This is a genomic window from Elizabethkingia bruuniana (assembly GCF_002024805.1).
Lineage (GTDB): Bacteria > Bacteroidota > Bacteroidia > Flavobacteriales > Weeksellaceae > Elizabethkingia > Elizabethkingia bruuniana.
In genome coordinates this window covers 1,356,214-1,379,648 of the sequence record NZ_CP014337.1, presented here as the reverse complement: position 1 = coordinate 1,379,648, position 23,435 = coordinate 1,356,214, and the positions used below count along the sequence as shown (strand labels likewise).

The 23,435-nt window shown below is 36.5% G+C and carries 18 protein-coding genes; 8 read left to right on the top strand and 10 right to left on the bottom strand.

Annotated features, from left to right (window positions below; translation table 11 throughout):
* Window position 1 precedes the first annotated feature (1 nt).
* The 5 genes from AYC65_RS06465 to AYC65_RS06445 all read right to left on the bottom strand — a co-directional run bounded on the left by AYC65_RS06465 (window position 2) and on the right by AYC65_RS06445 (window position 6,573).
* Window positions 2-1,867, bottom strand: a complete 1,866-nt coding sequence (locus tag AYC65_RS06465) for a M1 family metallopeptidase (protein ID WP_034870213.1) — start codon at window positions 1,865-1,867, stop codon at window positions 2-4.
* A gap of 151 nt (window positions 1,868-2,018) precedes the next feature.
* The gene (locus tag AYC65_RS06460) at window positions 2,019-2,393 is read right to left on the bottom strand and encodes a helix-turn-helix domain-containing protein (protein WP_034870212.1); all 375 of its coding nucleotides are present in this window, start codon (window positions 2,391-2,393) and stop codon (window positions 2,019-2,021) included.
* Window positions 2,394-2,467: 74 nt separating this feature from the next.
* Complete coding sequence (locus AYC65_RS06455) at window positions 2,468-3,193, bottom strand: AAA family ATPase (protein ID WP_034870211.1); 726 nt, start codon at window positions 3,191-3,193, stop codon at window positions 2,468-2,470.
* 84 nt (window positions 3,194-3,277) lie between these two features.
* Window positions 3,278-5,650, bottom strand: coding sequence for an outer membrane beta-barrel family protein (locus AYC65_RS06450; protein ID WP_034870210.1), 2,373 nt, complete (start codon window positions 5,648-5,650; stop codon window positions 3,278-3,280).
* An 89-nt stretch (window positions 5,651-5,739) separates the two neighbouring features.
* Window positions 5,740-6,573 (bottom strand): GLPGLI family protein, encoded by an 834-nt coding sequence (locus AYC65_RS06445; RefSeq protein ID WP_034870209.1) that lies wholly within the window; start codon window positions 6,571-6,573, stop codon window positions 5,740-5,742.
* Window positions 6,574-6,682: 109 nt separating this feature from the next.
* Here AYC65_RS06445 and AYC65_RS06440 point away from each other — a divergent pair, with 109 nt between their 5' ends.
* The 8 genes from AYC65_RS06440 (at window position 6,683) to AYC65_RS06405 (ending at window position 18,764) form a co-directional block, all read left to right on the top strand.
* Entirely contained in the window at window positions 6,683-6,952 is a 270-nt protein-coding gene (locus tag AYC65_RS06440) for a hypothetical protein (protein ID WP_078674552.1), read from the top strand.
* A gap of 323 nt (window positions 6,953-7,275) precedes the next feature.
* A complete protein-coding gene (locus AYC65_RS06435; protein ID WP_078674553.1) occupies window positions 7,276-8,121 on the top strand; it encodes an RteC domain-containing protein in 846 nt (281 codons plus the stop codon).
* Window positions 8,122-8,372: 251 nt separating this feature from the next.
* The gene (locus AYC65_RS06430; RefSeq protein WP_078674554.1) at window positions 8,373-8,726 is read left to right on the top strand and encodes a helix-turn-helix domain-containing protein; all 354 of its coding nucleotides are present in this window, start codon (window positions 8,373-8,375) and stop codon (window positions 8,724-8,726) included.
* Window positions 8,727-8,737: 11 nt separating this feature from the next.
* Window positions 8,738-9,028 (top strand): helix-turn-helix domain-containing protein, encoded by a 291-nt coding sequence (locus AYC65_RS06425; RefSeq protein WP_074230273.1) that lies wholly within the window; start codon window positions 8,738-8,740, stop codon window positions 9,026-9,028.
* A gap of 102 nt (window positions 9,029-9,130) precedes the next feature.
* The gene (locus AYC65_RS06420; RefSeq protein ID WP_078674555.1) at window positions 9,131-10,600 is read left to right on the top strand and encodes a DUF3945 domain-containing protein; all 1,470 of its coding nucleotides are present in this window, start codon (window positions 9,131-9,133) and stop codon (window positions 10,598-10,600) included.
* A gap of 6 nt (window positions 10,601-10,606) precedes the next feature.
* Window positions 10,607-12,700 carry a type IA DNA topoisomerase gene (locus AYC65_RS06415; protein WP_078674556.1) on the top strand — a complete coding sequence of 698 codons (2,094 nt, stop codon included), beginning with the start codon at window positions 10,607-10,609 and terminating at the stop codon, window positions 12,698-12,700.
* A 258-nt stretch (window positions 12,701-12,958) separates the two neighbouring features.
* On the top strand, window positions 12,959-13,396 hold the full coding sequence (locus AYC65_RS06410) for a DUF1896 domain-containing protein (RefSeq protein ID WP_074229990.1): 438 nt from the start codon (window positions 12,959-12,961) through the stop codon (window positions 13,394-13,396).
* Entirely contained in the window at window positions 13,383-18,764 is a 5,382-nt protein-coding gene (locus tag AYC65_RS06405) for an N-6 DNA methylase (protein WP_078674557.1), read from the top strand. Before AYC65_RS06410 ends, AYC65_RS06405 begins: the two co-directional genes overlap by 14 nt.
* 14 nt (window positions 18,765-18,778) lie before the next feature.
* On the opposite strand, the gene AYC65_RS06400 is transcribed toward AYC65_RS06405, so the two are convergent.
* The 5 genes from AYC65_RS06400 to AYC65_RS06380 all read right to left on the bottom strand — a co-directional run bounded on the left by AYC65_RS06400 (window position 18,779) and on the right by AYC65_RS06380 (window position 23,417).
* On the bottom strand, window positions 18,779-19,600 hold the full coding sequence (locus AYC65_RS06400; protein ID WP_074229988.1) for an RteC domain-containing protein: 822 nt from the start codon (window positions 19,598-19,600) through the stop codon (window positions 18,779-18,781).
* Between the two features lie 69 nt (window positions 19,601-19,669).
* Entirely contained in the window at window positions 19,670-20,899 is a 1,230-nt protein-coding gene (locus AYC65_RS06395; protein ID WP_074229987.1) for an MFS transporter, read from the bottom strand.
* A gap of 65 nt (window positions 20,900-20,964) precedes the next feature.
* Window positions 20,965-21,846: a bestrophin family protein gene (locus tag AYC65_RS06390; protein ID WP_074229986.1), complete on the bottom strand. Its 882-nt coding sequence runs from the start codon at window positions 21,844-21,846 to the stop codon at window positions 20,965-20,967.
* Window positions 21,847-21,875: 29 nt separating this feature from the next.
* Window positions 21,876-22,199 (bottom strand): DUF6122 family protein, encoded by a 324-nt coding sequence (locus tag AYC65_RS20980; protein WP_074229985.1) that lies wholly within the window; start codon window positions 22,197-22,199, stop codon window positions 21,876-21,878.
* Between the two features lie 30 nt (window positions 22,200-22,229).
* Window positions 22,230-23,417 carry an efflux RND transporter periplasmic adaptor subunit gene (locus AYC65_RS06380; protein WP_078674558.1) on the bottom strand — a complete coding sequence of 396 codons (1,188 nt, stop codon included), beginning with the start codon at window positions 23,415-23,417 and terminating at the stop codon, window positions 22,230-22,232.
* Window positions 23,418-23,435: the final 18 nt, after the last annotated feature.

Sequence of the window (23,435 nt, the reverse complement as noted above, 5' to 3'; positions counted from 1 at the left end):
ATTAAAATATCTTTAGATTATCCTGAGGTGTATAATCCATAAAGATGCCACCATCCAAATTAACAGATTTTACCTGCTTTTTTATCGGAAGTTCTAGAGTGGTTTTCTTTTGGTCTTTCTCCCATACTGCAGGTGTGAAACGCTTATTTTCTTTGGTTCCGTCTGTATAGGTTACTACAGCATCGAATGGCACTGCAAAACCACCTACATTATCTATATTGATGTTCAGCTTGTTATTTTGCTGTGTAGCATCAGAAATCTTCAGATCTATGTAATTATTACTATAGAACCAGTTGTTCCAAAACCAGGTAAGATCTTTTCCGGACCCCGCATTCATGGAATAGAAATAATCCCAAGGTATAGGATGTTTGCCATTCCAGTTATCCATATAATGATGAAGTGCTTTTTTGAATAAAGCATCACCCAGATATTCTTTCAGTGCCAAATAAGATAAAGAAGACTTCACATAAGAGTTATTTCCGTATCCTGCTCCTGAAACCTGTGTACTCATTGTAATTAATGGCTGATCCTGTTCGGTTGCAGGACTGGTAATCCATCTTTTTGTTCTGAAATTTTTATAGAAGGTATCTGCAGCCTCTTTTCCGTTTTCATCAATTCCGATAAGGTATTCCAGTGTTGTTGCCCAACCTTCATCCATATATGCATAACGGGTTTCATTAATCCCCATATAGAAAGGGAAATAGGTATGTGCAATTTCATGATCAGCTGTCAGACGGGCATCCTGAAAATTATCCGGAACCGTACTGTCATTAATCATCATCGGGTATTCCATATCTGCATACCCTTGAATAGCCGTCATTACCGGATAAGGATATTCTACCCCCGGCCAGTTTTTGGAAAACCAGTCGATGTTGTAGCGCATCCAGCCTGTATATTGTTCAAAATCTTTTGCTCCGGCTTTGTAGCCAGCCTGTACACTTACCCTTTTTGTTTTCAGCTGCACACTGGAAGCATCCCATACATAATGGTTACTTAGTGCAAAACAGAAATCAGAGATGTGGTTTGCTTTAAACCTCCATACATTCCAATCATTCTGCTTCGTAACCTTCCCGGATTTCATCTCGGCTTCGTTGGCAACATGTATTATTTTATCGCTCTTCAGAGATTCTTTAAAGCGCTTCAAATATTCTGGCTGCAACACCTCTTCCGGATTCAGGAAATCTCCTGTAGACCATACAACATAGTTTTTAGGCGCTGAAATAGCGAAACTATAGTCATTGAAATCATTGTAAAACTCCTGTCTGTCAGAATGCTGAATAAAGTCCCAACCGTTGTAGTCATCATAAACAGATACTCTTGGATAAGAATAAGCTACATAAAAGGTATTTGGGTCTATCTGTCCTTCTCTGCCACTCTGTACAGAAAGTGGGTACTCCCACTCTATTTTTATTTCAGCTTTGGCCTTAGATGCTAATGGTTTATTCAGCTTTACCGCTTCTACAGTACTCCAATCATCACTATCAATATTATAACTTTCACCATTTACACTGAATGATTTTATTTTCAGTCCCGAACTCAGGAAATCTTTCGATACAAATCCTGAGCGTGGCGATTGTGGCTTGTGCATGTTATTCACAAAACGAATTGCCAAAATATCAAGCTGATCCGGGCTATTATTGTCATACAAAATAGTTTCGCTGCCGGAAACAATTTTGGTATCTGCATTTACTTTTATCTGAATATCATAAATTCCTTTATTCTGCCAGTAATTTTTACCGGGTGCTCCCGACAAATCACGGGTACCATTGGCATAAGCTTTCTTAATGTTTCTTGGCATGTACAACTCCTGAGCTGTAGCCTGCCCCAACATTCCCAGCAAAGCTATGCTGAAAAATATTTTTCTCATTTTTAAAATTTACGGATAAGTATCAAAATTAAGGAAAATACTTCTACAAAGGAGCTTTATGAACAAAAGAAATCTAAAAACATTGTATTTATTATTCGGATACTATTAAGAGACTGTATAAATTTTAATTCAAAATAATCTAAACAGGTTCTTAACCTGATATACCCTTTCGGAAATTTCCGGGTGTTTGCCCTGTCCACTTTTTGAAGAATTTGGAAAAGTTGGATGGATCATATGTAAGCTGTATGGCTACCTGAGCAATAGACGCTTTTGTTTCTTTTAAAAGTTTCTTTGCCTGATCTATAATCTTCTCGTCATAAAAATGACATGGATGGTGTCCGGTCTCCAGCTGGATAGTATCCGACAGATGTTGATGCGAAACAGCCAATTCGCGGGCTATCTGATTAAGTTCCATAAATTCGGGCACTCTCCCTTGGACAACATCGTCTATATGTTGATCCAGAAATACAAAATAACTGGTGAGAATCTCTTTACTTCTTTTTATGCTTTTATCCTGATCGGGCATCAATGTGTTAGTTTATAATTTCTCTAAAATACAAAAAAACACACTTAAGAATATGATGAACTTTTCAGATTATATTATTGGCTTATTACTGGTTTATTTTTACCTTCCAGCTCGTTGATAAGATTAGACTTAATCTCTGTAAAAATATAATCCCGGGCTTCGGCGAAGGAAATTCCGTAACGCCTGGATACAACCTGTAATTCTTCAGGGAATTTGGACAATAGAAAGTCGTAGTAACTATCCAATTCTTCTTCGGAAGGCATCGCAAAACTTATTCTAAGCTGGAAACGCCTGATGAGTGCAACATCCAGAATATCGATATGATTGGTTGCCGCAATTAGGAGTGCTTTCTCGGAGAAGTTATCTACCATCTGGATAATACTGTTTACCAAACGGCGCATCTCCCCAACATCTTTATCATCATTGCCCCGCATCTTTCCAATATGATCGAATTCATCCAGAAATAATACTGCATTCTCCCGATTTACTTTATCAAAAATCAGTCTTATATTTTTGGCAGTATCTCCTATTCTGGATGAAATAAAATTACTAAGATCCAGTATATACAAAGGTTTCTTCAGTGATGTGGCAATAGCTTTTGCAGTAGTAGTTTTACCACACCCTGAATAACCGTGTAAAAGAACTTTATTGTTTACAGGGAGATTGTATTTTTTCAGTTCGTCGATATAGGTAAACTCTTTCATCAGCTGATTAAGCTCTCTCCTGTTTTCTTCATCCAGAAAAACATCTTCCCAATTAACCTTTTCTTTTTCATCGATCAGAATCCCCGTAGTACTCATAATATACTGCAATTTATTTGATGTGTTAAATTTACGGAATATCTGAGTATTGGTAAACCTGATTTTTATCTCTCTTGCAATATGTTACATTCTGTTCTGTTCATCAGTTTTCTTTATCGCTTTGGTTCCTTTTACTTTTTGATTTCCAAAATTATATTTTAACTGAAGAACGAACTGTTGTGTATCTCTGTAATCGATAAAATAGTTGTCCTGATTGGCGTATTTAGTCGCTATTTTTTGCTTTGATGTTTTGAAGATATCGAGGAAGAATAAACTTGCTTCAAGCTTTTTATCAAAGAATTTGCGATTGGTTACCAGATAAGCTTCCCAGGCACCAGAAATTCTGAACGTTCCCTGAATTGCTGGCGAGTAATACTGATGTCCAATTTCTAATGTCCAATCCGAAGCTTTTTGCAATGTAAAGCTCGTAGATATAGTAGAATTCAGATTGTAAATTTTATTCTCATATAATTGCTGATCTTGTCCAAAGAAGTAGTTTTCATTATAGCTAAAATCTTCCGAAACACTAAGTGTCCACCAAGGTTTCAATTGAAAGTTTTTGTACAAACTGGCACCAAATGCATTTGCTTTCTGAATATTGGTATAATGAAATACCAAAGTATTAGTTTGTGGTACCTGATAAGAGATTTCCATAGATGGATCAATATCTTTCCTGTAATAAACTTCGAAATTCCAGTCTTTAACATTATAGGTAAAGCTAAGGTTATGTGAAATGGTAGCTTTCAGCTTAGGGTCCCCTTGAAAATAAGAAAACAGATTATAATATGACTTAGCGGGATTCAGCCAGGAATAAGAAGGTCTGCTAATTCTTTTGCCATAAGAAAGTCCAAACTGCTGCTTGTCATCAGTTGTATATTGTACATAAGCCGTAGGAAAAAGCTTCCAGTAATCATTGGTATTCTTTTCATAAGGTGTAGAAACAACACCGTTCAGGTTTGTATTCTCAGTTCTCAAACCGGCTTTAAATGCCCATTTTTTCAAATTTAAGGAAGCCGATGCATAGGCTGCAATATAGCCTTCTGTATAGTTGAAAATATTACTTTTATCCGGACGGTAAACTAACTTTCCGTTTTCATCGTCAGAAAAATCCAAAGTACTCGTGGTTTTAACCAAACTATATTTACCTCCTGCTTCCAATTCCCATTTGTCTTTTTTCCATCCATAATCCACCTGCTGAGAGAAAAGCTTTACATCCTGCCAGTTATTACTGATAAAATTTTGTGCAGATGGCGGTTGATTGGCAAAGTTGAGGTCTGTAAGAACATTTTCATATTTTTTATAATTGCTGGTAATGTAATAAGTCGTTAACGACAATGTACTGTTATCAAACTTTCTTTCCACCTGAAAACTTACATTGTTATTTATATTCCGGCTATTATGGTCGTTAATAGTATTGTAATAGGACTCAGCAACATTTTGAGCGTTGTATATGGTATTGGGGACAAAGTAAAGTCCTGCAGATTTGGGTGAAAAATATCCACGATAACTTAAAGTAAATGTAGTCTTATCATCTGGTGTATATTCTAAACTGGAATTTACCGTATTCTGGCTGTTGTTAATATCCTTCCGGTTCATAATACCACGCCATGTAGTCTGATCTTCCGGATAGTAAATATAATTGGACTCCTCCCGATAATAAGCTCCGGCTCCATGGGAGTAACTGGCCATAGCCGAAATTTTGCCCTTTTTATAATATTGTGCAATTGTTCCTACTCCTTTTGGATAAATAGACTGTACATATTTACCCGAAATATAACCACGATATCCTTCCAGTTTATTTTGTTTCAGAACAATATTCAGAACAGCACTTCCGGAAGCTTCATATTTAGCGGGTGGATTGGTAATAACTTCTACAGACTTCACATCGCTGCCCTGAGTATTTTCTAACAGGCTTTTTAGTTCTTCACTGGAAAGTGATACTTTTTTATCGTTGATGGTAACCAGAATGGCAGAACTTCCTTTAATTTTAAAAGCATCATTAGAAAATACAACTCCCGGTGTTTTCTTCAGAATCTCCCAGCCATTAAGACTGGAAATATTACTATTTTCAACATTAAATTCCAATCTGTCAATCTTTCTTTTCACCACTGGCTTTTGCTTGGTCATAGACACTTCCTGAATTTCGGTCGCAGATCTCTTCAGAACAAAATTTGGGTTAGTCCCTAAATCACTGAGTTTTATAACCTTCTCAAGTTTATCATACTCCAGATCATCTACTACTACTTTTATCTCTTGCACATCTATTCCTTCTACAATGAAACTACCTTTTTCATCAGTTGTCAAAGATTTTAGTAAGGTATTGTTCTGGTCGTATATATAGACTTTAGCCTGTGGTATTCTTTCTTTTTTATCATTTGTAACGATGCCTTCTGTTTTTTGTTGCTGCGCCCATAACATTACAGGCAGCAGGCAAATTGCTAATACTATTTTTTTCATGATCTTAGGTACTCAGATATAGTCTGAATTACAGAGCAAAAATGCAGTTAAAACTCCTGAAATTGGGTTAATGAAAGGTTAATGGCAGGTTAATACCGAATTGCTTTATCCAGTTCTATAGGATTAGAATAATTGTCCCTAATAGACTTTTGCATACTCGTATTAAGCTCTAAAAATTCTTCTTTACTCTTTATTTTCCGACCGTTAACATTAACATTCCAGTCAGGTTGAAATTCCGCTCTCATCCGTGCATAAGGATCATTATAAAAATCTTTTTTTAGCTTTACCCATGCTGGAAAAGTCACAAGCACAGGTTTCATATCATAATGATTCTCTACAAAACTTTTTGTATCAAAGGTTTTTGGAAGATTTTTATTTCGTGAGAAAGTATAAATAAAATTATGCCTGTCATCTTCTATCTTAAGAATGAGCCCAGGTAATCCTCTAAATTTATAAGGGCCTTCGGAAATAGGTATATCCTGAGTGAACCATGCAATCCATTTTCTTCCACCAAAATTAGTTGTTGCCTTCTGCATATTAAAGCCATTTTCTACTTTAGTATCATTGCAGATATCCCATTTCATTTCGTCTTTGGTTTGCATAAGATAATAATAAGGCATCATCCAGATTTGTAAATAATTGTTATTCAGAAAAGAATTTTTTTTGCGTAACAGTACCTGTTCTGTCATACTGGTATAGCCCTCATTATAATTCCCGTGAAGAATATTCAGAGAGTCAACTGCCAAAAAATTATAATCGTAAAACTTCACGTTATCCGGATTAATATCTAGTACAACTTCTTCCCGTTGATATTCCTCCTTTGTTGAATCTAGTTTATACCTGTATTCATAAATAAAACGTTTGGTCTGAGCATGCAAGATGACAGTAATAATTGTGATTAAAAAAAATAATAATCGATTCATAAAGTTTTTTGCAGTAAATATGTCACATAATAGAGAATAATCAGGTTAATGAAAGGTTAATGATGGGTTAATGCATCTTTAGCATTCACTAAAATTTTATCTTTGCTTTATGCTAAAAAACTATAAATGGCTTATATCTGCGTTTGCTCTCTTATTCCTGCTTCTGGTAGGGATACAGGTATACTTTCTTTATAAAACATACCAGATAAAAGAGAATAACATCTATGATAAATTAGATAAGGATCTTGGACAATACCAACCTATTCTACGGAAAAAATTAGAGGTTAGCGAGGATACTGTCCAGAAAATGCTTATTCGTTTTAATAAAGGCGAGATTACCAAAAAGCAGCTTCTGGATTTTTTTTTAGAAAAAGATTAATCAAGTCGAAATTGACTAATAAACAGTAGCTTACAAGAGTGCAAAACTCTGTTGGTAACGATTTAGTAATGGTGCTTACTGCGCTTGATTTCATTGAATTACCCCTGTATCAATACTACAAATTTAATGATTAATGGGCAATGTGGCTAACACTTTGTCCATTTTTTTTGTCTGCCTTTTTTTGTATTTGAAATTTCACTTCAAAAAAAAAAATTCCCACCTTGGGGGAACCTGTGGGAATGGTTTCATTATTTTTTTCAAATTTTGAATAATCAAAGATTTGATTATAAAACAAATAATGTTAACCTAAAATCGATTACGCTATGGAAATCCTATTAAGTGAAATATTATTAAAAATTCGGCATCAAGAAAATATTTTTTCTTCTCATATAATGCAGACGTCTGACGAGGCTTACCAAATGACTTTATTTCTAAATACGATGTTGCATAACATTAAAGCAGATGTTTTAAAATCAGGTTTTAAGAATGAACAACAAGAAATAGACTTTTTTAAAAACATTAAACCGCAAATTTTAGGCAAACTTATTTATTACAATAAGGTATTTCGTCTTGAAACAACTTGTCCTGCAAGCAAAGGCAAAATGTACCAAAGTTTTTACGAAAAACAGTTGAAAATTCTTAAAACCGAATACGAGGAAAACATCTGCAACGAAGATTTTTACAGATATTATCGTGCAAATAGAACAGACCGTGACCATAGCTATTTCACACTTGGAAACATAAATTATCACGATGGTTTAAAGAGCGGTGTATTTGAAATTGACCTAACTTTCTCAACCTATTATGACCACAAAATAGCCCATATAATTGCCAATGAACTAATCTATACTTATTTACTTTCCAAAATAAATCCTGAAGAAAATCCCGATGCGCTTTTACAAAATTTAGAAACCAACAAGGATATTTCGTGGACAAATTCACAAAATGCACTCATTGAACTGATATACGCTCTTTATGCTTCAAATTCCGTGGCTTACGGAAAAATTGGTATCCGAAAATTAGCTTTGATTTTTCAAGTCCTCTTCCAAACACCCTTAAATGATATACATCACTCTTTCCACCGGATGAAAACAAGGGCTGGCTCCCGAACTGCATTTTTAGACCAACTCAAATTGTCACTCGAAGAATATATGGATAAAGACCTTTAGGTTAATTCGGGGATATTTTTATTTTAAGCAGTACTCAAAAAGTACTGTTTTTTTTGCCCATATCTGCCAATTGGTAAATTCTTCCAAAACTTCAATACTAAATATTCAAAATGCCTTAAAAACCTTGTCTGATAAAGGTTTTACTTGATTGTGAAATTTTTCAAAAAACTTCAAAAACCAATGGGCAAGCATTGGCAGACAAACACTGCCACCTTTCACAATTTTGCATAGTGAACTTTAAATGATATGCAATGAAAATAATCACAATTGAAGAAGAAGCTTGGCTAAAGTTAAATAACAGTATTAATGCCATTGCCGATTATCTGAAAAAATTGGAAGATAAAAGTTATGATGACTTGTGGCTCAATAACCACGAGGTATCTCAATACCTACGCCTAAGCGAGAAAACCTTATGGCGTATGCGTACCAAAGGCGAGATTGCCTATTCAAAAATCTACGGTCAGTATTTCTACACCATCGGTGCAATTAAAGATATGCTGAATGCAAATGAAATTGAGAGTAGTGATGAGTTTTTGCAGGAACTTATGGCAAAAGGTAAAAGCTATATCGAAAAAGGAAGAAATCTGAAATTGGGGAAACCATAAAATGTATGGCTATGAATATTGATAGAATGGAATTTTTGGCGTGGATGGAACGCCTTATTGGTCGCCTCGATATGCTGGGCGATAATATCAATGAGTTGCAAAAAAAGCGTAACAGCATAGATGGCGAGGAATTATTGGACAATCAGGATTTGCTTCAAATGCTTAAAATCAGTAATCGTTCTCTGCAGCGGTATCGTTCGAATGGGAAGTTGCCTTATTATACGATTAGTGGAAAATTGTACTATAAACTTTCCGATGTACATCAATTTATTCGTGAAAGTTTTAATCCTCCTACTAAATAAATGAACGCCAATAAATGACAAATACTGCCTTTTAATGCCATTTCCACCAATCCAGTAAATGCTTGTTTTACATTCGATAGTGAATTTTAAATTTTTCAAATTATGAGCGAAGAAACAGCAAATACGCAGGAAATGCCCGAACAACTATCGGACATATTATTAGTGCTGGATAAAGAAAAAATGAAAATCCAAGCCGTAAAAAGTATCGACGAGAAAGGGAAAATGGAAACCGTTGACCCCACCAAGAAAAATGAAAATCAGTTTATGCGTGTGGATAAGGGTGGCGATTTTTTTTCCAATTTTTTTTCCAATTTTTTCAGCCAACTAAAGAACCCTACCAATTTTTCATTCTTTAAAGTACCTGCCCCTATCGCAGTTGAAAAAGCACAGGAAATGCAAAAACAGGTAAATAAGCCAACTCCCGAAGGCGAAAAAGTGATGCAAGAACACGAAATAAAAACAGAAATAAAGCAGGATAATAAACAAGAAAATCAAAAAGATATGGCAACAACACAAACAGCAGCGGAAACTAGCGAATACCGCTACAAACCGGAACAAATTGATTGGGACACAATGAATAATCTTGGATTGAGCAAGGAATTTTTAGAAAAAAGAAATCTGTTAGAACCTTTATTAAAAGGCTTCAAGACCAACGAACTTGTGCCCATTGGCGTTAATCTCGGTGGTTCAATTCTCCGTACTGATGCCCGTCTTTCATTACAGCAAGCCGAAGATGGAAAAGTTGTTGTGGGAATTCACGGTATCAAAAAAGAACCAACCTTACATTTTGAATTTTTCGGACACAAATTTACCGATGAAGACAAAAAAAATCTACTTGCAACTGGCAATATGGGTCGTGTGGTTGATTTAAAAAACACCAAAACAGGCGAAATGATGCCATCCATCATCAGTATAGATAGGCTTACCAACGACATTATTGCCCTACGGACAGATTTCATAAAAATCCCTGATGAAATTAAAGGCGTGAAACTCAATGATGCCCAAAAACAAACATTATTGGAAGGTAAACCGCTTTATTTAGAGGGTATGATTTCAAACAAAGGAACGGAATTTTCAGCAACGGTTCAGTTTAATGCAGACAAACGTTATGTTGAGTTTTTGTTTGATAGAAGCAACACCAACAAGCAAACTCAAAGCAACGGACAGAACAATCAACAAAGCAATCAGCAGAACCAAGCACAAGAAGCTCCAAAAACTTTCCGTGGTAAGGAACTGACCGATGAGCAACATAAGGATTTTAAAAATGGTCAAACCATCTACATTGACGGATTGGTAGACAAAAAAGGACAGCCTTATCAAGGTTACATCACTTTCAATAAAGAAGATGGTAAAACAAATTTTGAATTTCCAAATCAATACAAGGAAAGAGCAAAACCTACTGAAACCCATAAAACGCAAACTGCTGTCAATTCAGAAGGGAAAACCAATGAAGCCACCAAAAAAATCAATGAGCCTTTAAAATCGGGTCAGCAATCTCCGAAAAACAAGCAACAGCAGGAACAACAAGAAAAACCCAAAACTCCTGCAAAATCCAAAAGCAGAAAAATGTAACAGTGTATGAAAACAATTATTGCAGAAAAACCAAGCGTAGCAAGGGAAATAGCCAGAATTGTAGGAGCAACTGAGAAAAAAGATGGGTATATAACAGGTAACGGCTATTTTGTTACGTGGGCATTTGGTCATTTAATTGGCTTAGGAATGCCCGAAGATTATGGGATTTCGGGATTTGACAAAACAGCATTACCGATTTTACCAAACCCTTTTTTACTTACAGTTCGGAAAGTGAAAAAGGACAAAGGCTACGCAGTCGATACAGGAGCATTAAAACAATTGAAAGTTATCGAGCAACTTTTCAATAAAAGTGAACGCATTATTGTAGCAACCGATGCAGGCCGTGAAGGCGAATTGATATTTCGTTACATCTACGAATACCTGAAATGCAACAAACCGTTTGAACGGCTTTGGATAAGTTCGTTGACCGAAAAAGCCATCAAGCAAGGATTTGAAAAACTAAAACCAGGAAAGGAATTTGACGGATTATTTCAGTCTGCACAAGGCAGAAGCCGAGCTGATTGGTTGGTAGGCATTAATGCAACACAAGCATTGAGCATTGCCGCAGGAAATGGTATTTATTCGCTCGGAAGAGTTCAAACGCCAACATTGGCTTTGATTTGCAAACGCTATCTGGAAAACAAAAATTTCACAATTAAGAATTATTGGCAGATACAATTGCTGCAAAACAAGTCATCAATAGACTTTGAGAGCATTTCAGCAGAAAAATGGGAAGACAAAAAAGTTGCTGATGATATTTTGAAATCCATTCAACGAAACGGAACTGTAACCATAAAATCGGTAGAAATTAGAAACGTAACAGAGCAACCGCCTTTACTTTTTGACTTGACAGGATTACAAAAAGAAGCCAATAAAAAATTGAATTTGTCTGCTGACGAAACCCTGAATATTGCCCAAAGCCTTTACGAGAAGAAATTTATCACTTATCCCAGAACCGGAAGCAAATATATTCCCGAAGATATGTGGGCAGAAATTCCCAACCTCGTGAGGGCTTTGCAGGACAGGGAAAACTGCAAGCAAGCCGTATCAAAAATGAAATGGGGACGTTTCAATAAACGTATCGTGAATGATTTGCGTGTTACCGACCATCACGGATTATTGGTTACAGACAAAATCCCGTCAGCACTGAACGCAAAAGAAAATGCCGTTTATGATATGATTGCCTTTCGGTTGCTCGAAGCCCTTTCACAAGCGTGTATCAAAGAGATTACTGATGTTGATTTACAAGCTTTGCATTACGATTTTACGGCAAAAGGCTGTAAAATTCTGGAAGCTGGTTGGCGTTCCATTAAAGGTAATTTCTCCGATGATGACACCGAAGTTTTACAGGATTTACCCGAATTAAATAAGAACGATGAACTCAAAATAAAAGAAGCTTCTGTTCTCGAAAAGAAAACCAAACCACCTGTACTCTATACCGAAGCCGGACTTTTATCGGCTATGGAAAGTGCCGGAAAAGAAATAGAAAATGAGGATGAACGCAAGGCTTTACAAAATATTGGTATCGGTACACCCGCAACAAGAGCTTCGATTATAGAAACCTTATTTACCCGAAATTATATCCAACGAGAAAAGAAATCTTTAATACCAACTGAAAAGGGAATACAGGTTTATGAATTGGTCAAAGACAGGAAAATTGCAGACGTAGCAATGACTGCCGAATGGGAATTGGCTTTGCAGAAAATCGAAAACAACGAAATGAATGCAGAAACATTTCAAAAGGAAATGGAAAACTACGCTTCATCTATTACCAATGAATTGTTGCAAACTTCCATTGCCCAAAATAATCTACCCAAATTGGTTTGTCCGAAATGTAAAGCCCAACATTTGATTATCCGTGATAAAATTGTGAAATGTCCTGATGAGGTTTGCAATTGGATACAATTTCGCAATGTTTGTGGTATACAAATCGCTATAGCCGATATTGAAAATCTTATCAATAAAAAGAAAACCTCTCTTATTAAAGGGTTGAAAAGCAAAGCAGGAAAAAAATTTGATGCTTATATTTTATTGAATGAAGATTTTACCACATCATTTGAATTTGAACAAAATAAATCTCCAAAAAATAATAGAAAATAAAATTGCAACAACCTTTTGAAGTAGGTTAGACCAATCAATTTGCCAAATGTTTTACACTTGGCAAATTTTAATTTTCAGTGATTGGTTTCTTTTTCATATCACAACATTTTTAATCAATAAAAATACATTTTTTTAAACTGAATTTTTTTTCAACCAGACAAACTACGCCTTTCAAAGCCAATCTCTACCATCTCTAACGTTGATTTTATCTCCTGCCATAATTTTGATTTTAAATAAAATTCAAAATAAAATTATAGTATGGATACTCCAAAAAAAGACCTGTCGTATTTCAGTTTACGACTTAAAGATTTATTAAACACCAGCTTCCCCGAAAAAGCCCACGACCAAAAATTTATAGAGCATCGTGCTTCATTGGCTGCAAATGTATATGAAGGTGCTTTTCAATCAGGCAATGATGTTGAAAAATGCAATGAAATAGCCAATTACATTCTTTTTGAAGGTTTGCACTTCTCAAAATTCGATACTGTTTTTGAAGTGGTTTGTAATGAATTTGATACGGTAATGGCAGATGAAGAACTTCGACTATTTGCCTTGAAAATGTTTCCAATTTGTAAGCCAATTTTCGATGGCTATGAATTAACCGATGACTTCGCCTATAACACAGATTTCGACCTGCTCTATACTGAACTGACGGGAACCATCGCATTATGGATAGAGGAAAATGGGCTTCAGTAAAAAGCAACATCTCCAACAGAACATTGATGCCCTGCGAATTGCTTTTACACTGGATAAGGAGAAACGGCAAGCCACCGTAGGCGAAAGACTGCTAATGATGCAATACAGCGGATTTGGCGGTCTTAAATTTGTGTTGAACCCTATAGCGAAAGAAATAGACATCAACAATTGGAGAAAAACAGAACACGACCTTTTCCCAATTGCACAGGAACTCCACCAGCTACTCAAAGAAAATTCAGAAGACGAAAAACAATACCGCAAGTATGTAGATAGTATGAAAAGTTCTGTATTGACGGCTTTTTATACACCACCACAGGTCATAGATGCTATTTCTACTACATTGCGTGAAAGCGGTCTGAACATTGAAAAATTCCTCGAACCATCCGCAGGTATTGGGTCTTTCATACAATCCTTTTCAGAAAATCAAAAAGCCAGTGTTACCGCCTATGAAAAGGATTTGCTCACAGGCAAGATTTTAAAGCAGCTTTATCCCGAAAGCAATATCCGTGTAAGTGGCTTTGAGGAAATTCCCGAAAAGGAACAAAACAGCTATGATGTAATCGCCAGCAACATACCGTTTGGAGATACTTCCGTTTTCGACCTTTCCTATTCCCGCAACAAAGACAGCGCAAAAGTGCAAGCAGCTCGAAGCATACATAATTACTTCTTTCTGAAAGGTGCTGATATGCTTCGTGAAGGCGGTTTGTTGGTTTACATTACTTCTCAAGGGATTTTAAATAGCCCGAAGAATGAGCCTATTCGCAGGGCATCAATGGAGGATAACAATTTGGTTTCGGTGGTCAGATTGCCCAACAATTTGTTTACCGAATATGCAGGTACTGAAGTTGGCAGTGATTTGATTATCCTTCAAAAAAATACAGCAAAGGAGAAACTTACTGAAATTGAAGAACTTTTTTGTCAAAGCAAACCAACGGAATTTAATACAATTGGTAACGCTTACTTTCAAGACAACTCGAGAATTGTTTATACCAACCAAAAACTTGATACCGACCCTTACGGAAAACCAGCACTCATTTATACACATAAGGACGGATTTGATGGAATTGCCAAAGACCTCAAACAAATGCTTTCCGAAGATTTTGGCAAGCACCTGAATTTAGGCTTGTACAGAGGCGAACGCAACAATGAACCTATTATCCAAATTCCAATTGAGCCAAAAATAACTTCTCCAAATATCGAAACCGTCATCACTCAGGGAAGCGCTCAAGAATTAAAACAGTTAAGCATTTTCGACTTATTTGAAAATGTGAATGAACCTGTAACGGTAATTGTTCCTCCTAAAACGACTACACCAACCAAAAGGCAAAACGCTAAAAAAAGCAGCCGTACCAACGGTCGCCAAGCCAACCTATTCAGTAGTGTGCAACAATCTTATATACCTTCTGTTGCTAATAGTTCTGAGAATGTAATTACATCAAACTATAGCAAAAAACAGGAAGTTATTGGTGACCTGTTTTCAAGTTTAGACGGAAATGACCAAGTTACTCAACCAGCAGTTCCCGAAAATATTCCTGAACCTGTAATATTTAGCGGCGAACTTCAATCATTCCACCGAAACGATTGCCTTGTTGTGGATAATGGTTGGGTCGGTCATTTGCAAGATGTAGACAATTCAAATGGTAAAGCAGTTTTCCATCCTTTGCGATTGCCCACTTTACAGAACGCAAGAGCCGAAGCATACATTGCCGTCCGTGATGTTTACCAAGAACTTTACAATAAAGAGGCAAAATTTCATACCGAACAAAAAGGAGAAAGAGAAAACCTTAACCAATTATACGATGTTTTTATCAAAAAGTATGGCAATCTCAATAGTGCGGATAATATCAAACTTATAAAAACGGATAGTTCCGGTAAGGAAATTCCTTATTTGGAGCGTGTTGTTGGCGGTGTGGTGCACAAAGCGGATATATTCAGCCGTCCAGTAAGTTTTTCTACCATAACCATAGCAACGGATAATCCCGAAGAAGCTTTAGCGGCTTCATTGAATAAATATGGTAGCGTGGATTTGAATTATATGTCTGAAATCAGCGGTATGGCTGACGATGCTTTGAAAGAAGCCTTACACGGTCGCATTTTCTACAATCCATTACAAAAGGAATATGAAATATCCGAACGATGGATTGCTGGCAACGTAGTGGAGAAAGCCCAAGAAGTCAAATCGTATCTCGAACGCAATCCCGATGATACCGAAGCTAAAGCAAGCCTTACCGTTTTGGAAGAAGCCCGACCAAGAAGAATTGAGTTTGAAGAACTCGATTTTAACCTCGGTGAACGTTGGATGCCAACAGGAATTTATGCTCGTTTTGCTTCGCACTTGTTCGATACAGATGTAGTTATCCATTATTCCGAAAGCTCTGATGATTTTTCTGTAAAATGTAATCGAGGGAATTTGCATATATGGGAGAAATATGCCGTCAAATCAGAAAGCAGAACGTTTGATGGAATTGCATTGCTAAAACACGCTCTCGTTAACACCACGCCCGACATTACTAAAAAAATTACAGTAGAGGGACAAGAGGTTAAAGTACGGGATATGGAAGCCATCCAAATGGCGAATACCAAAATTGATGAAATCCGTACTGCTTTTTCGGAATGGCTTCACGCCCAAAATGATGAGTTTAAAAACAGGCTGACCGACCAATACAATGATACTTTCAATTGTTTCGTTCGACCAAATTATGACGGAAGCCATCAGGACTTTCCGGGATTAGACCGTAAGGCTTTAGGCATTGAAGACTTATATTCGAGCCAAAAAGACACTGTTTGGATGATAAAACTGAACAACGGTGCTATTTGCGACCACGAAGTTGGTGCAGGAAAAACATTGGTAATGTGTACCGCAGCACAGGAAATTAAACGTTTGGGATTAGCCCATAAACCAATGATTATCGGGCTGAAAAGTAATGTTCACGAAATTGCTGAAGCCTACCGCACTGCTTATCCTCACGCTAAAATTCTGTTTCCGGGCAAAGAAGATTTTACACCTCAAAAACGTCTGAGGATTTTTGGCGATATTAAAAACAACGATTGGGATTGCGTCATCCTCACGCACGACCAATTCGGGATGATACCGCAATCGTCCGAAATGCAAAAAGAAATTCTACAAATTGAGTTAGATAGCGTAGAACGAAACCTCGATGCGTTGCAATCGCAGGGCAAAGAAGTTACCAGAGGAATGCTTGCCGGAGTAATCAAACGAAAAGAAAACCTTGAAGTAAAACTAAAAACTCTGCAACACGATATTGATAATCGCAAAGATGATGTGGTTGATTTTAAGATGATGGGCATTGACCATTTGTTTGTGGACGAAAGCCATCAATTCAAAAATCTGATGTTTAATACAAGGCATTCAAGGGTTGCAGGATTGGGAAATGTGGACGGAAGCCAAAAGGCAATGAACCTGCTCTTTGCTATCCGCACCATTCAGGAGCGCATCAATGCGGATATGGGAGCCACTTTTCTTTCGGGAACAACTATCAGCAATTCTTTGACGGAGTTGTACCTTTTGTTTAAATACCTGCGACCAAGAGCAATGGAAAAACAGGGCATTCATTCTTTTGATGCTTGGGCAGCTATTTACGCAAGAAAAACGACCGATTATGAATTTTCAGTTGCCAATAATATTGTTGCAAAAGAACGTTTTCGATATTTTATAAAAGTGCCGGAATTGGCGCAATTCTATTCTGAAATTACAGATTACAGAACGGCAAAAGATATAGGAATTGACCGACCGGATAAGAATGAGATTTTATATACTATTCCGCCTACTCCAGACCAGTCTGCATTTATTCAAAAATTAATGGATTTTGCAAAAACAGGAAATGCCGAGTTGCTGGGAAGACCACCGTTGTCGCAAAGTGAAGAAAAAGCAAAAATGCTCATTGCTACAGACTACGCCCGCAAAATGTCGTTGGATATGCGAATGGTAAGTGGGAAATACGAAGACCATCCCGATAGCAAGGCTTCGCATTGTGCAGCAACTATTGCTAAATATTACAACCAATACAATGCACAGAAAGGAACGCAGTTCGTTTTTTCTGATTTGGGAACTTATAAACCTGGCGAATGGAATGTGTATTCTGAAATCAAACGCAAACTTGTGGAAGACCACGGTGTATCTGCTCACGAAATCCGTTTTATACAAGAAGCCAAAAATGATAAGCAACGTAAGGAACTTATTAAAGGAATGAACGAAGGCAAAATTCGTGTACTTTTCGGTTCTACAAGTATGCTTGGAACAGGCGTGAATGCGCAGAAAAGAGCCGTTGCTGTTCATCATCTTGATACGCCGTGGCGACCAAGCGACCTTGCTCAACGTGATGGCAGAGCTGTTCGCAAAGGCAATGAAATCGCCAAGTTCTTTGCCAACAACAAAGTGGATGTAATTATCTATGCAGTAGAAAAATCATTGGATAGTTATAAGTTCAATCTGCTTTACAACAAACAACTTTTTATTGACCAATTAAAAAACAATAACCTGGGCAAACGAACGATTGACGAAGGAAGTATGGATGAAAAATCGGGAATGAATTTTTCGGAATATGTGGCGATACTTTCAGGAAATACAGACCTGTTGGATAAAGCCAAATTAGAAAAACAAATTGCAGGTTTGGAAAGCGAAAAACAAGCTTTCAACCGTTCTAAATCTAGTGCCAAATACAAATTGCAAGATTATACAGTGTTATTGGAAAGCGCACAATCTCGTTTCAACAGAATGAACCTCGATTGGGGAAATTTAAAACAACGCATTCAAAAACATTCGGATGGAACTATTGCAAATCCTGTACAGTTAGACGGTTTACCACTTAATGCAGATATAAAACAAATCGGCATCAAGCTCAATCAACTTGCAGATAAATCCCGAACTGGCGGTCAGTACGAAGAGATTGGAAATTTGTACGGATTTACGTTGTTGGTAAAAACCGAAATGTCTGAAAAAGAAGGTTTGGATATTCGGGTAAACCGATTTTTGGTTCAGGGCGAAGGAAACATTAAATATACCTACAACAACGGTTTAATTGCTAAAGATGAAAAGCTGGCTGCAATGAATTTCCTAAACGCATTGGAAAAATTACCAAGCTACATCGACCAAGAGAAAAAGAAAATCGTAGAAATACAAAAAGATTTACCTGTGCTTCAGGAAGTGATAAATGGGACTTGGGCAAAAGAAGACAGATTGAGTGAACTGAAAACTGAATTGGCTTCGGTTGAACGGAAGATACAATTATCAATAAACCCCGAAAATAAAGGCGAAGAGAAAGAAAAAATTGAAAAACAAACGCTAAAAACAGCCAATCCCGAAAGTGCTTTAAAGAATAAAAGCATTCATCTTTCAAGAGGTGTTTAAAAATATCAAACCGTTTACATTTCGTCTTGTTCGTCCATTTTTTTCAGAAGACTTTCTTTAAGGTTATCAAGGAATTTTGTACGGTTGATTTTGCGGCTTTTCAGTTCGATGTAAGTGTGGTAAAAATCGCCTAAATCTATATTAAAAGTTTGTCCAAATGTTTTGGCTATCACTTTTAGATCTATGTTTCCACCTTCAAAAACAGCTTGGGAATGCAAAGCATAAATTAGTTCTATCAACGCCGTTTTACTGGCAGTCCAATTTAGTGTGGGCAAATCGGTTGATTTTTCTTCGTTTGTTGCTTTATGAAGTTGGTTTTCGATGTAAATTTGAAGCTGGTCATTGGCAATAATTTTTGCAACTTTATAATCGTGAGAAGTCGAAAAGGTATGGTCTGCCTGAAAATAAAAAGTATCTAAACTTAGCTTAATATCATATTTGCCACGTACAAAAATTTTTTCATCAATGTAGGTATTGTTGGTTCGATAGTATTTATAAAATTCAAGATTACTTTCAAAAAATCTTTTCAATTTCCTTAATTCTATATTTAAGTATTTTTTAATGAGTTTTGCACCGTAGGGTCTTTTGGTTTCGATTTTATAGATGGCGTTGTAAAAAATAAGCTTGGCAACAATTACAGGTTTCTGATATTTGAAAAAGCGGATTTCTTCCTCTTTATCTTGGAATTCATTTTTCAGGACATACTCCTTTAATTCGGACAAAGAATTTACAATAAGGTTGATGATTGCTTCAACTTTTTGAAAACAGCTTTCCGCTTCAATTTCTGTGATTTCAGTTTCTAGTTTATGCAACGTTTCATTGAAGAATTTAGTCATATATTTATCTTTTGGGATTAATATCTGGGCTAATTAATAAATGTCCTAATTATTTTCATTAAGCCATTTTTATTGTTTTACCTGTGGTTTTCTAATCAGCAGAATAGCTGCAATCGCTAAAATAATTGTGGCAATACCGCCATACAAAAACTCCCGACCGGGAAACTGTGTACCTAAAAATCCTGCAATGGGATAGGCTATTGCCCACCATAAATGGGAAAATGCGAAATGAGCACCATATACTTTGCCGTGGTCTTTGGCTTCAATATTTTCGCCGATTAGGGTTTCGGACGGCATATCTGCTAATGTTTGACCGATACCTGCCAAAACCCATAAAAACATTACTCCGTTGTATGGTAAAAAATTAGCAAAACTAATGGCTATACCTAGTAACATTGCACCGCTTATTAGGGATACACTTCTACTTTTCGATTTGTCTAAACTTCCCAATAAGAATGCGGTAATAGCTGCACCCACGCCAAAAATTGACATTATCCAACCGTAATGTTGGTCATCCAATTTCAAGGAATTTTTAACCAAACCTATTGTATTTACTAAGATGATAGCTCCTGCAATAGCTGATATAAACTCGATGCTTAAAGCGAAACGAACAATTTTGTTACCGAATAGTAATCGAATGCCTTTTAATACTTCATTCCACGTATTTTTAGATGCTGTATTCTCATTATTTACACCTTTTTGCAATGTTCCTTTGGGAATAGTAAGTATTATAAGTATAGCAACGAAAAGAGTTGCACCATTTATGAAAAATATTTGTGTAGCACCCATCCATACTGCGAAAATCCCTGCCAGTGCGGGTCCGAAAACACTCAATAACTGAAATGTTGCCATTGATAAACCATTGGCTTCTCTGTAAATTTCTTTTTCAACTATCTGTGGAATAATTGCCCTATAAGTTGGTGTAAAAAATGCTGCAAATACATTCAAGGCAAATATCAACCCATATAATTGCCATTCGGCATTAACGAATGGTAACGCACATACGATTGTCATTCTTGCCACCTGTGTAACGAGCAGTATCTGCTTTCGTTGAAATCTTTCTGATACAACACCTGCAAAAGGCGAAAAGAGAATATAGGCTGTTACCCTTAAAGTAAGGGCTGATGCTAATATTGCCGCTGCGTTTTTAGGGCTCATTTGGTAGGTAAGCAAAGCCAAACCGAGCCAAGTAAAAGCATCACCCAAAAGGCTTGCGATTTGGGCGAAATATAGCTTTGCAAAAGTAGCATTCCTCAGAGATTTGAAGGGTTCTATAATTGGTTTAATTATTTTATTCATTGTCTATTTAATTTTGATTTCTGTACGACAGATACACAGGTTTGATAATAAAAACTTAAGTACCACTACATTTCAAAATAAAGCTCATTGTCTTTCTTTTGGGGTATTTCGTCTTCACCAATCATTTGCTTGATATTGATTTCTATGGTTAAAGCCAGCGATGTCATCGGAGTATCAACAGGTGTATTCTCAAATGGGTCTTGCATCATTATGGCGGTTTTTTCTATGGCAATAAACATTATAGGAATAAGTATTGACAGTATAATTTGTATAGTAAACTGCGAATGCTCTAATCCGAATGGCACCAAGATGGTAAAAACGTAGATTAATGTATGTAATAGCAGGCTGTACGCTCTTGGGAATACCGTGTTTTTTATGCGTTCACATTTCCCCATACTATCACATAGCTTAGTAATTGTTTCGTTTAGTTGCAGTTGCTGAAACTCCGAAATTTTTCTTTGTTCTGCTAAAAAACCCATTTGTTTAGAATGCTCATCAAGAATAGCGTTTGGAATATTGACAGCACTAATTTTATGAAAATTAATATACGCTTCGACTTTTGAAGAAAATCCTACTTTCCTCAAGGTTTCGCCCAGAGCATACACCCATACAATTTGCCGTTGAGCAAAGATTTTAATTTCTTCTTTTTCTTTAGTCGATAGAAATTGGTTCAATTGCCTTGTAAGTATTCGAGAGTCATTAACGATAGCTCCCCAAACAATCCTCGCCTCCCACCATCTTTCATAAGACTGTGAGGTTCTAAAGGCAAGTAAAATAGAAACAATAGTTCCTAAAAGAGCCAATATGCTAAATGGTATTGCAATATCTGCCAGTACAGGGGTTAAATGCAGAAAACCAATGGTTAGAGCAAAGGTAACTACAAAGAATATTTGCCATTTTACTTGCTTAACAAAGTATGAAATAGATATTTTTTTGTTTAAAAGCATTTCTTAAAATTTTTGTTATTAATCGTTCACTACCACAAACAGTCCTGAAAATCGGCTACCATATGCAGCAATAAACCAAGGGCAATAATTCTTATTATTTTGTTTCCAAATAGGAACAACAAAACATACAGCACTATAGCGTAATATGAATGCAGAAAGTGAAATCCTACACTGCATCTGTTTGGATCAAATATTGGTTCGGCAAACAGATGGTCAATGTCAACAAGCATCGTTGATAATAAAATTATCCAAACCGTTTTCCATTCCTTTTTAAAAAATACAAAAGCAACTAACCCTGGAAAGAAAAAATGCAGCGTATAGTGGATAATGTTTTGTAATATAAATAGGGACATATTTTAACTTCTATTTGGGGCAAATCTTAACTATTCCTCTTCTTCGGCATTTTTAATCGCTGATAAAATAGTGTACGCATTTTTGGTAACTATTTTTATTTGTTGAGGATTTGCTGTTGATGGTAATTCTATGCCCGTGTAACCTTCTTGTTCTATGCCTTTGGCAACTTGTATTAATTGAAAAGTATAACCGTTTTTGCCTTCATTGGTCTGCGCAATAATATAATCCACTCCTTCTAACTGTACAAGTGCATCATTCGGCACTGCATTTTTTTCATCTGTTCCGGTTTCTACCCACGCTTTTACATACATTCCCGGCAGTAGTTTTACATCTTTAGTAAAATGGCAATGTACGGGTATCATCTTTTTATCGTCTGCAGCCTGCCCAACCAAAAATACTTTTCCGGTGTGCTTGTAATCATTTTCATTGGATAGTGAAAACCTAACGGTTTGCCCTACCTGAATTTTGCCTAAATCTTTCTCAAAGGCATTTAAAGCAAGATGTAGGTCATTGGTATCTGTAATTTCAAATAGGATATCGGTAGGCGATGCGTATTTTCCGATATTGGTATTGCTGTTTTTTATGTAACCTGATATGGGTGCATAAATGCCCGCTGTTCTCGAAATTTTATTGCTCCTTTTAAGAGAAGCAGTACTGATGCCAATCAAAGCCATTTGCTGCTCTAATCCTGAGATGCGGGCTTTCATTACTTTGAAGTCGGAACTTACCTGCTGGTAGGTTTTTGCTGCATTTATATCCTCATTTCTTAAATCCTGTTGTCTTTTGTATTCCTGCGATAGGTATTCTAACCTGCCAATGCTTTCTAAATACTCCTGTTGTATGGAAATAAATTCAGGGTTTTCGAGTGTGGCTAATTGTTGCCCTTTTTTTACAAATTGCCCGGGTAATAAACCTGCTGATTTGATGTAACCGCCTAAAGGTGCAGATACGGTGGCTACACTGTTGGGTTCGGCTTCAATTGCACCCGTTAGTTTGATGATATTGCTTAGGTTTCGCAGTTCTATAGTACCCGTTTGTATATCCGATAATTTGTACTGGTCTGGCGTAAATGTTATTTGTTTTACTTGGGATGCAGTATCGGTTTTGTTCTCTGTAACTGCCTGTTCTGTAGCTGTTTCTTTTTGGTCTTTACAGGATAACACCGTAATTACTACGATTAGTAAAAAGGGAATGTATTTTTTGAACGAACTATTCATTTTTCTAATTTTTTTAAT

What these genes read in the sequence shown, in the direction of transcription:
- AYC65_RS06465 (WP_034870213.1), bottom strand. Translation starts at nt 1,867, where the DNA reads ATGAGAAAAATATTTTTCAGCATAGCTTTGCTGGGAATGTTGGGGCAG.
- AYC65_RS06460 (WP_034870212.1), bottom strand. Translation starts at nt 2,393, where the DNA reads ATGCCCGATCAGGATAAAAGCATAAAAAGAAGTAAAGAGATTCTCACC.
- AYC65_RS06455 (WP_034870211.1), bottom strand. Translation starts at nt 3,193, where the DNA reads ATGAGTACTACGGGGATTCTGATCGATGAAAAAGAAAAGGTTAATTGG.
- AYC65_RS06450 (WP_034870210.1), bottom strand. Translation starts at nt 5,650, where the DNA reads ATGAAAAAAATAGTATTAGCAATTTGCCTGCTGCCTGTAATGTTATGG.
- AYC65_RS06445 (WP_034870209.1), bottom strand. Translation starts at nt 6,573, where the DNA reads ATGAATCGATTATTATTTTTTTTAATCACAATTATTACTGTCATCTTG.
- AYC65_RS06440 (WP_078674552.1), top strand. Translation starts at nt 6,683, where the DNA reads ATGCTAAAAAACTATAAATGGCTTATATCTGCGTTTGCTCTCTTATTC.
- AYC65_RS06435 (WP_078674553.1), top strand. Translation starts at nt 7,276, where the DNA reads ATGGAAATCCTATTAAGTGAAATATTATTAAAAATTCGGCATCAAGAA.
- AYC65_RS06430 (WP_078674554.1), top strand. Translation starts at nt 8,373, where the DNA reads ATGAAAATAATCACAATTGAAGAAGAAGCTTGGCTAAAGTTAAATAAC.
- AYC65_RS06425 (WP_074230273.1), top strand. Translation starts at nt 8,738, where the DNA reads ATGAATATTGATAGAATGGAATTTTTGGCGTGGATGGAACGCCTTATT.
- AYC65_RS06420 (WP_078674555.1), top strand. Translation starts at nt 9,131, where the DNA reads ATGAGCGAAGAAACAGCAAATACGCAGGAAATGCCCGAACAACTATCG.
- AYC65_RS06415 (WP_078674556.1), top strand. Translation starts at nt 10,607, where the DNA reads ATGAAAACAATTATTGCAGAAAAACCAAGCGTAGCAAGGGAAATAGCC.
- AYC65_RS06410 (WP_074229990.1), top strand. Translation starts at nt 12,959, where the DNA reads ATGGATACTCCAAAAAAAGACCTGTCGTATTTCAGTTTACGACTTAAA.
- AYC65_RS06405 (WP_078674557.1), top strand. Translation starts at nt 13,383, where the DNA reads ATGGGCTTCAGTAAAAAGCAACATCTCCAACAGAACATTGATGCCCTG.
- AYC65_RS06400 (WP_074229988.1), bottom strand. Translation starts at nt 19,600, where the DNA reads ATGACTAAATTCTTCAATGAAACGTTGCATAAACTAGAAACTGAAATC.
- AYC65_RS06395 (WP_074229987.1), bottom strand. Translation starts at nt 20,899, where the DNA reads ATGAATAAAATAATTAAACCAATTATAGAACCCTTCAAATCTCTGAGG.
- AYC65_RS06390 (WP_074229986.1), bottom strand. Translation starts at nt 21,846, where the DNA reads ATGCTTTTAAACAAAAAAATATCTATTTCATACTTTGTTAAGCAAGTA.
- AYC65_RS20980 (WP_074229985.1), bottom strand. Translation starts at nt 22,199, where the DNA reads ATGTCCCTATTTATATTACAAAACATTATCCACTATACGCTGCATTTT.
- AYC65_RS06380 (WP_078674558.1), bottom strand. Translation starts at nt 23,417, where the DNA reads ATGAATAGTTCGTTCAAAAAATACATTCCCTTTTTACTAATCGTAGTA.